General features: G+C 71.2%; 7 protein-coding genes. 2 read left to right on the top strand and 5 right to left on the bottom strand.

Annotated elements, in window-relative coordinates; translation table 11 throughout:
- Together ABCR83_RS17195 and ABCR83_RS17190 are read right to left on the bottom strand one after the other, a co-directional pair.
- Positions 1 to 404, bottom strand: a 404-nt coding sequence (locus ABCR83_RS17195; RefSeq protein WP_462695904.1) for a GNAT family N-acetyltransferase, incomplete at its 3' end; no start/stop codon positions are given.
- Between the two features lie 49 nt (positions 405 to 453).
- Entirely contained in the window at positions 454 to 1,623 is a 1,170-nt protein-coding gene (locus ABCR83_RS17190) for a family 2 encapsulin nanocompartment cargo protein terpene cyclase (RefSeq protein ID WP_462695903.1), read from the bottom strand.
- 407 nt (positions 1,624 to 2,030) lie between these two features.
- On the opposite strand from ABCR83_RS17190, the gene ABCR83_RS17185 reads away from it, so the two are divergent.
- On the top strand, positions 2,031 to 2,717 hold the full coding sequence (locus tag ABCR83_RS17185) for a DUF4360 domain-containing protein (protein ID WP_462695902.1): 687 nt from the start codon (positions 2,031 to 2,033) through the stop codon (positions 2,715 to 2,717).
- On the opposite strand, the gene ABCR83_RS17180 is transcribed toward ABCR83_RS17185, so the two are convergent.
- From ABCR83_RS17180 to ABCR83_RS17170, 3 genes are read right to left on the bottom strand one after another with little or no spacing between them, the layout of a single operon-like run.
- On the bottom strand, positions 2,687 to 3,547 hold the full coding sequence (locus ABCR83_RS17180; RefSeq protein WP_462695901.1) for an ABC transporter permease: 861 nt from the start codon (positions 3,545 to 3,547) through the stop codon (positions 2,687 to 2,689). The genes ABCR83_RS17185 and ABCR83_RS17180 overlap by 31 nt on opposite strands.
- Positions 3,544 to 6,243 (bottom strand): alpha/beta fold hydrolase, encoded by a 2,700-nt coding sequence (locus ABCR83_RS17175; protein ID WP_462695900.1) that lies wholly within the window; start codon positions 6,241 to 6,243, stop codon positions 3,544 to 3,546. Before ABCR83_RS17175 ends, ABCR83_RS17180 begins: the two co-directional genes overlap by 4 nt.
- A gap of 30 nt (positions 6,244 to 6,273) precedes the next feature.
- Entirely contained in the window at positions 6,274 to 6,813 is a 540-nt protein-coding gene (locus tag ABCR83_RS17170) for a DUF1697 domain-containing protein (RefSeq protein WP_462695899.1), read from the bottom strand.
- A 75-nt stretch (positions 6,814 to 6,888) separates the two neighbouring features.
- Between ABCR83_RS17170 and ABCR83_RS17165 the strand changes: the two genes are divergently transcribed.
- Positions 6,889 to 7,932 carry an alpha/beta hydrolase gene (locus ABCR83_RS17165; protein ID WP_462695898.1) on the top strand — a complete coding sequence of 348 codons (1,044 nt, stop codon included), beginning with the start codon at positions 6,889 to 6,891 and terminating at the stop codon, positions 7,930 to 7,932.
- Positions 7,933 to 7,957 lie beyond the last annotated feature (25 nt).

The following is a 7,957-nucleotide window of genomic DNA, read 5'->3' as shown; positions in this document are numbered from 1 at the left end:
CATACGTGGTTACGCACACCCACCCGACTTTGCGAGCCAGCAGGTGAGGACCCCTCGGGAGCCCGCCATTCCCGGTCCAGGATGGAATAGGTGAGGGAGTCCTGCCAGGCTCCGCCGGTGAAGAAGTGATCCCTGATGCGGCCGTCCTCGGTCATGCCGGCCTTCAACAGGGTCTTGCCGGAAGCAGTGTTGAGCGGCGACCGGGTGGCCCAGACGCGGTGCAGATCCAGCTGCCGGAAGCCGAGGGTGAGCAGGAGGTGGACGGTCTCGGTGCCGAGCCCTCCGCCCCAGACGTCGGGATGGAGCATGAAGCCGACGGTGGCGGCCCGGTGGGCGAACGGGTCGAGGTCGAGGTCGGCGTAGCCGACCAGCCGCCGGTCTTCCGCGCGGACCACGGCGAGCATGTAGACACTGCGGGGCCGTGCACTCGCCGAGGCGATCGCACGGATCCGCTCAGGGAGACGTTGCGTAACGCGTGCCCACGTTCCCGGCGTGCCATTCGTGGTTGCCGCACATCCAGTTGAACAGCCCGGTCATAAAGCGGGCGACGAGCGGATTGGTGGCGGAGAGCGCGGCAGCCTGCTCCTCGAAGTGGTGGACGATGTCGTTGTGGACCTCGATCGCCTTCTGGAAGGCGTCCTCGATGGAGCAGTCCTCTTCGGCGGCGATCACAGTGGGCAGGCTGTAGTGGAAGCGCTCGCTCGCCTGCTCCTTGCGCAGCGAGTAGAGGTCGTTGCAGAGGGTCGAGGCGTTGGAGGACAGGGCGACGGCACGCTGTACGGCGGGCTCCGCGAAGAGGTGGGCAGGCAGCTCGTAGCCGCCGATGGAGTCGGTGAGGGTCAGGCACGGGCGGAAGCTGTTGAACTGCCGCTGTACCAGGTACTCCCACACGGCGGGGGTTCGCACCTGGCTGATGCAGTCGCCCTCGGCGCCGTACCCGAGGTAGAGGTTGACGATGTCGTGCCGGAAGCGGTGCGCCTGTGCCGGGGTGGCCAGGGCGTGGAAGTGGTCCATGGCCGACCGCATCGAGCGCAGGGCCGGATGGGAGTCGATCCCCGTCCGCCAGTCCGATTCATAGCGGGGGGTGTTGTGGGCGGGGTCGATCGCGGACTGGGCGACGGCCAGCGCCGCACCACGGCGGTCCGCGCTGCCGCCGTACTCCGCTTCGCAGAAGTAGTCGTCCACGGCGTTCTCGCCGATCAGGAGGCGGGCGGCGGCCATCAGGTGGTCGATGTCGGGTGCGTCGGGGTGACAGAGAACCACCGACCGTCCCGCGTCAAAGGAGAGGAGCCCCTCCCTGAGTTCGGTCTCCGGGTAGAGGTGCACTTCCTTCTCGGCCCACTCGACAAGCCGGGCGTTGACCTCATCGGCCAGCGCGCGGTCGTCCCGTACGGCCGGCGGGCAGTAGAGGCCCTCGATCCGTTGCGAGGGCGGCGGCGCGCAGGGGGCGGGGGCGGATGGCGATTCCATGACCGGTGAGGCCGGGTCGGGTGCCAAAGTCCGGGCCAGACGCAGCGAGTTCGTCCCGATGCCGGACGGCCCGGACAGCAGCCGTGCCAGCAGACGGGACGAGCCTGCAGCGGCCGTCGGTGCATCGGTCGTGTCGGGGATTGGCGCCGTCATCCGTAACTCCGTCCAGAAAAGGCTCGACTTGGCTGTGGCCCTCGCCGAGAGATAACACGGCCCAGGGAGCGGCACAAGGCCGTCTCCGCGCCCTCGCGGCTCTGACGTGCGGCCTTGACGCACGCCCCACTGTCCTGACGCCCTGCGGAGTAAACCAGCCGTCCGTGGCCCGAGTGCTCAGTTCGTTCGATTCCGGCAGGGAGGGGAGGATTCAATTGCCGCGCCCGTCCCCCTGCGGCAGGTCGGCCCATCGGGACTTCCACTACCTGCTGATCGCGGCCGACCGCAGCTGACCGATCACCGGGAGGGCGGTACTCGGCTCAAGTTGACCTGTACGCGCCCCATGCCCGGTGGTGACATGAGCCTCGCACAGCGACCCCGCGCCCCCGCAGCGGCAGGAGGACTCCGTGTTCGGACCGATGATGATCGGCAGTGCGGCCGTGGCCCTCGCGGCCACCACGCTTTCGCCTTCGGCCGCCGCCGGAGGCGGAACGCCGCCGCCCGGCAAGGTGGTGATCGACGTGGCGCTGGTCAATGGATCGGGCTGTCCCAGAGGGACGGCCATGGTGGCGGTCGCGCCGGACAACACCGGCTTTGTGCTCTCCACCAGAAGCTTTCCCGCCCAGGCGGGGGCGGGTTCACAGCCGGGCGACAGCCGGAGCAACTGCCAGGTCGGCCTGCGGGTCAACGTCCCGCAGGGCTTCACCTATGCGATCGCCGGGGCGGAGTACAGCGGTTATGCGCATCTGGAGAAGGGGGCCACGGGCCTGGTGAGGGCCCGCCAGTACTTTCAGGGCGGATCGCAGACCGCGGACTGGAGTCAGGGATTCGCCGGCCCCTACGACGGCCCATGGCAGGCATCCGAGGTGATCCGGGACGAGGCCCTCGTCTACGCCCCCTGCGGCGAGCAGCGGGACCTCGTCCTCAACACCGAACTGAGGGTGCACGAGGGCACGTCGAACCCCTCGACGACCAGGAGTTACCTGGTGATGGGCGCCGGTGACGGTACCACCGACACCCCCTACCGCCTCGCCTGGAAGACGTGCCCCGGGCACGGCTCCGCTCAGGACACCACGTCCTTCGCCCGGAAGTGACGGAAGGCCAGGGCGAACAGCACCAGGGCGTAAGCCACCGACACCGCGGTCCCCTTGATCATCCCGCCCCACTCCAGGTGCGGTTGGAGGGCGTCCGCCCAGGCGTACTGCCAGTGCGCCGGGAGGAAGTCGCGCCAGTGGCCCAGGGCGGTGACCGCATCCAGGACATTGCCGACGATCGTCAGCCCCATCGCCCCGCCGACCGCGCCGAGCGGGGCGTCCGTGACCGTCGACAGCCAGAACGCCAGGGCCGCGGTGACCAGTTGGCCCACAAAGACATAGACGACGACGATCGCCAGACGCTCGGTCGCGGTCGCGGTGGGGAGCGTGCCGCCGGTGGGGATCTTCAGCGGACCCCAGCCATAGGCGACCGTGCCCGCGGCCAGGGCCACCAGCGGCAGCAACAGCATGGCCGCCGCACTGAACCCCAGCGCCACCGCCAGCTTGCTCAGCAGCAGCCGGGTGCGGGGCACCGGGGCCGCCAGCAGATAGCGCAGCGAGGACCAGCTCGCCTCCGAGGCCACCGCGTCACCGCAGAACAGGGCCACCGGAACCACCAGCAGAAAGCCCGCCGAGACAAACAGCGCCGTCGCTGCGAAGTTCACCCCGGAGGCGGTGGCGGTGTCCAGCAGGGACACCCGTCCGTCCCGCGAGTTGCCATGGCCGCCGATGGCGAAGGCGGCGATCAGCACGAAAGGCAGGACGGCCAGGATCGCTCCCACGACGAGGGTGCGCCTGCGCCGCAACTGCCGTGCCGCTTCCACCCGTAGCGGCAGGGTGCGCCGCGCCTGGTAGCCGGGCGCGGACACCGGTGGCGCCGTGCTGCTCATGCCGAACCTCCGATCAGGGTCAGGAACGCGTCCTCGAGCCGGCGGTGCGGGCCCACGCTGGACACCGGGACCTCCAGCCGGACCAGTTCCACCAGCAGTCCGGGCGCGCCGGCGCCGTCCAGCCGCACCAGCAGGCCCTCGTCGGTACGGACGGCCGAGCCCACGCCCGGCAGGGCGGCCACCTTCTCGGCCATCGCCTCGGTCAGTTCGCCCTCGACGCCCACCAGCAGGGTGTCGCCCGAGCCCACGATCTCCGCGACCGGGCCGGCGGTCACCAGCTGCCCCCGGTCCATCACGACCAGGTGGGTACAGGACTGCTCGACCTCGGCCAGCAGATGGCTGGAGACGATGACGGTACGGCCGGCCGCCGCGTAGCGGATCATCACCTCGCGCATCTCCCGGATCTGCGGCGGGTCGAGACCGTTGGTCGGCTCGTCCAGGATCAGCAGATCCGGCAGTCCGAGCATGGCCTGGGCGATGGCCAGCCGCTGCCGCATGCCCTGGGAGTAGGTGCGTACGGCGCGCTCCAGCGCGGAGCCGAGTCCGGCGATCTCCAGGGCCTCGTCCAGGTGCGCGTCCTCGGCCGGGCGGCCGGTGGCCCGCCAGTACAGGTCGAGGTTGGCCCGGCCGGAGAGGTGCGGCAGAAAGCCCGCGCCCTCAACGAACGCCCCCACGCGCGACAGTACGGGTGCCCCGGGGCGGATCGCCTGCCCGAAGACCCGGACCTCGCCGCCGTCGGGGCGGATGAGGCCCATGAGCATGCGCAGGGTGGTGGTCTTGCCCGCGCCGTTGGGGCCGAGGAGCCCGAGGACCTGGCCGCGTTCGACCCGGAAGGAGAGGTCGCGGACGGCATACCGGTCGGTGGACTTGGCGTAGCGCTTGGCCAGGCCGGTGATCTGCAGGGGCACGTCGGCGAGCGCCGGGTCGGGTGCGGGGGCGGTCGTCCGGCGACGGCCGGTCAGCAGTACGGCGGCCGCGACGGCCAGTCCGGCCGTCGGCAGTCCCCAGGTCCACCAGGGCAGGGCGGTCGAGGCCGTCCGCACGCCCGGCGCGGTCGGTACGCTCAGCCCGTCGCCCGCCAGGGAGACGGTGTAGGTGGCGGGCCGGGCCGGTGAGGCATAGCCGAGGTCGGTGGAGGAGAGCACCAGGCGCATCCGGTGCCCGGCCTCAAAGGTGTGGTCGATGGCGGGCAGTCGCAGCTCGACCTCCTTGCCGCCCTTGGCGTCACCGACCCGCACCGGGGAGACGAGCTGCCCGGGCAGCTGCTGCTGACCATTCGGCCCGACGTCATAGACCTTGGCGAACAGCACCGCCTCACCGCTGTCCGAGGCCACCTTGACCTTCGCGGTGGGCGAGCCGGTGACGCGGACGCTCTCATCGAGCCGGGCGGAGTCGAAGCGTGCGTACTGGCCGGGGAAGTCCAGCGACAGTCCGACACCGAGCCCCGACAGCTGGGACACGGCACCCAGCCCGGGCAGCGCGGAGACGGCGGGTGGGGCGCCGCCCGCCGGATTGCCGAAGCGCTGCTCGCGGCCGGCCAGCGGCACCCGCCGGGTGTCATTGCGCAACCCCGGGTAGTGCTCGCCGCTCGCGCCGCGCAACTGGGGCTTGCCGGCGGTGGTGTCGATCCCCCCGGTCCTGCTGACCCGGAAGGCGGGGCCGGTGTCCGCGGATTTGTCTCCCTTGAGATAGCGGTCGAACCAGCTCCGGGTGCGCTGGGCGATCCGGTCGCTCTCGCCGTAGCCGCTGTCGTGGCCGCCCGCGATCCAGTCGACGGCGATCGGTGCGCCATTGCGGGCAATGGCCTCGGCGGTTCGGTCGGACTGGTCCAGGGGGAAGAGCGAGTCGCTCTGCCCCTGGACGATGAGCGCGGGCACCCCGATCCGGCCGGCGACGGCGGAGGGGCTGCGGTGTTCCAGCAGGTCCCGCGCGGCGGCGTCCGGCTTTCCGGCGACGGCCACCCGCTCGTACATCTCGCACAGGGCCTGCTCGAAGCGCCCGCAGCCGAAGCCGCCGGAGGCGGGCCCGGCCTTCCCGTCCAGGCCGGCCGGAGCCGACGTCGAGCCGGTGGTGAAGAAGATGCCGGTCCACAGGCGCTTGAACACACCGCCCGGAAAGAGCGAGTCGGCGAGGTTCCAGTAGGTGATCTGCGGGGCGATGGCGTCCACCCGCTTGTCGTAGCCGGCCGCCAGCAGGGAGACCGCGCCGCCGTAGGAGGCGCCCGCGATGCCGACCTTGGGGTCCCCGGGCTTGTCGAGCTCCACTTCGGGCCGCTCGGCCAGCCAGTCGATCATCCGGCTGACGTCGGCCACCTCGCGGTCCGGGTCGTTGAGCCCGATCCGCCCGGTGGACTTGCCGAAGCCGCGCGCCGACCAGGTCAGCACCGCGTACCCGGCATGTGCCAGCTCCTCGGCCTGGCCGCGCGTCTCGTCCTTGCTGCCACCGAAGCCGTGTGCGAGCAGGACGGCCGGCCGGCGCTCCGGGCCGCCGGAGGTGAAGAAGGACGTGTCGATCCGGACCGTGGCCTTGGACCCCGGTCCCTCGGGCATCGTCAGGAACCGGTCCTCGCGATGCACGGGCGGATCGCCACCGGTGGCCGCGGCCACGGTCCAGGTGCCCGCACCGGCGAACACGGCGACGGCGGCCGCGGCGGCGAGCAGTCGCCCGCGCCGACGACGGGGGAAACGCAGCTTCATGCCCGAAAGCCTATGCGGCGGCCGTTCGACTCATTCGGCGGCCAGCTCCGCGAGCCTGGTGACCGTGTTCCAGTTGCGCGCGGTGGCCACCGCTCCCAGGGGACGCCGGCTCAGTGCCGGTGCCAGCTTGGAGTCCCGGATGCCGTTCGCGCAGTGCAGATAGACCTCGCGCTCACCGAGGGCGAACTCGTCGGGCGCATAGGCCGCCGGGTCGAGGTCCGCGACCGCTTCCGGATCGGCCGGACCGTCCAGGAAGATCACCAGGAACCGGCTCGGTGCGAGCTCACGCCCGGCGAAGGGATTGGCGTCAATGACGCGCCGTAGATCATCCGCCTCGCGGACGACACAGGCCACGGACAGTCCCAGCTCGCGCTCGATGGCCTGCTGCAGCCCGGCGGCCAGCCTCCCCGCGTCGGCCTTGGGGTGGGTGAACACCGCGTTCCCGCTGTTGAGATGGGTGCGCACGGCACCGCAGCCCAGGCCGCCGAGCAGCTCGCGCAGGGTCTGCATGGGAACCCGCCGCTTGCCGCCCACGTTGATGCCGTGCAGCAGTGCCACATAAGTCGTCACCGCCTCACCCTAATATGACCCCCGTCACTCACGGTGAGAGGGTCGGGTCGCATGGTGTGCAGGGCTCTTCGGACGATGCTGGTCATCCTTGCGTTGCTGATGTCCCCGCTGGTGTCCGGGCCGGGGACCGCGCGGGCGGCCGGCAATCCGGCGCGGGTGGTCGGAGAGGTCGGACACGGCCGCCGGACGCTCGACATCGCGATTTCCTCGCCCGAGCTCGAGGGACCGGTCAGGACCAAATGGGTCCGGCTGCTGTTGCCCGAGGGCTGGAGCCGGACCGCCCACCGGACCTGGCCCACCCTGTGGCTGCTGCACGGCGGTACGGGCAACCACACGGACTGGACCGCCCATACGCATATCGAGCAGCTCACCGCTGGCCGGGACGTGATCGTGGTGATGCCGGAGACCAGCGGTTGCAGCAGTTACAGCAACTGGTGGAACCACGGCGCCGGAGGCCCTCCGGCCTGGGAGACCTATCTCCTCGACGAAGTGCGGCCGTTGCTCGAGCGCGACTACCGGGCCGGGCCGCGCCGGGCCATCGCCGGACTGTCCATGGGCGGTCTGGGCGCCCTGAAGTTCGCCGCCGCCCGCCCCGGGATGTTCGGCGCGGCCGCCTCGTACAGCGGGATGGCCAACCCCCTGTTCACGTCGCCGGACGGCGGCCTCAGCGGCCCCGACCTCGTCAAGGCGGGGGCCGTCTCCTGCCTTGAGGACTGGCGGCGCATCTGGGGAGAGCCCGGCTACCCCTTTGGCACCGAGGACCCCGGTGAGGTGCGCCAGCGCGCGATCTGGGAGCTCAACAGCCCGCTGTACCAGGCGCAGGGGCTCGCCGGTACCCCTCTCTACCTCTCCTACGGAAACGGCACCGACAACGGCCCCGGCTGGAAGTGGGGCGACCCGCCCCCGTCCCGGGACCGGTGCGCCAACCCGCCCGCACCCGGCAAGAACGACGCGATCGAGGCCGCCGCCCACGGGATGAACGAGCAACTCCGTGCGCGCCTCGCCCAGCTCGCCATCCCGGCCACGGTGTGCGCCTCCACCGGCACCCACAGCTGGCCCTACTGGGAGCGGGAGTTGGTCGCCTCCTTCCCGATGCTGATGGGGGCCTTGGGAGCCTGAGCGCTCCGCCGGAAGTGAGGTCCCG

The sequence above is a fragment of the Streptomyces xingningensis genome, from assembly GCF_054957865.1.
Note: the sequence above shows the minus strand (reverse complement) of the source record. Positions and strands in the feature narration are given on the sequence as shown.

Bases quoted from the DNA above. Each gene is read 5' to 3' on its own strand.
- ABCR83_RS17190 (WP_462695903.1), bottom strand. From the start codon at position 1,623: ATGACGGCGCCAATCCCCGACACGACCGATGCACCGACGGCCGCTGCA.
- ABCR83_RS17180 (WP_462695901.1), bottom strand. From the start codon at position 3,547: ATGAGCAGCACGGCGCCACCGGTGTCCGCGCCCGGCTACCAGGCGCGG.
- ABCR83_RS17175 (WP_462695900.1), bottom strand. From the start codon at position 6,243: ATGAAGCTGCGTTTCCCCCGTCGTCGGCGCGGGCGACTGCTCGCCGCC.
- ABCR83_RS17165 (WP_462695898.1), top strand. From the start codon at position 6,889: ATGCTGGTCATCCTTGCGTTGCTGATGTCCCCGCTGGTGTCCGGGCCG.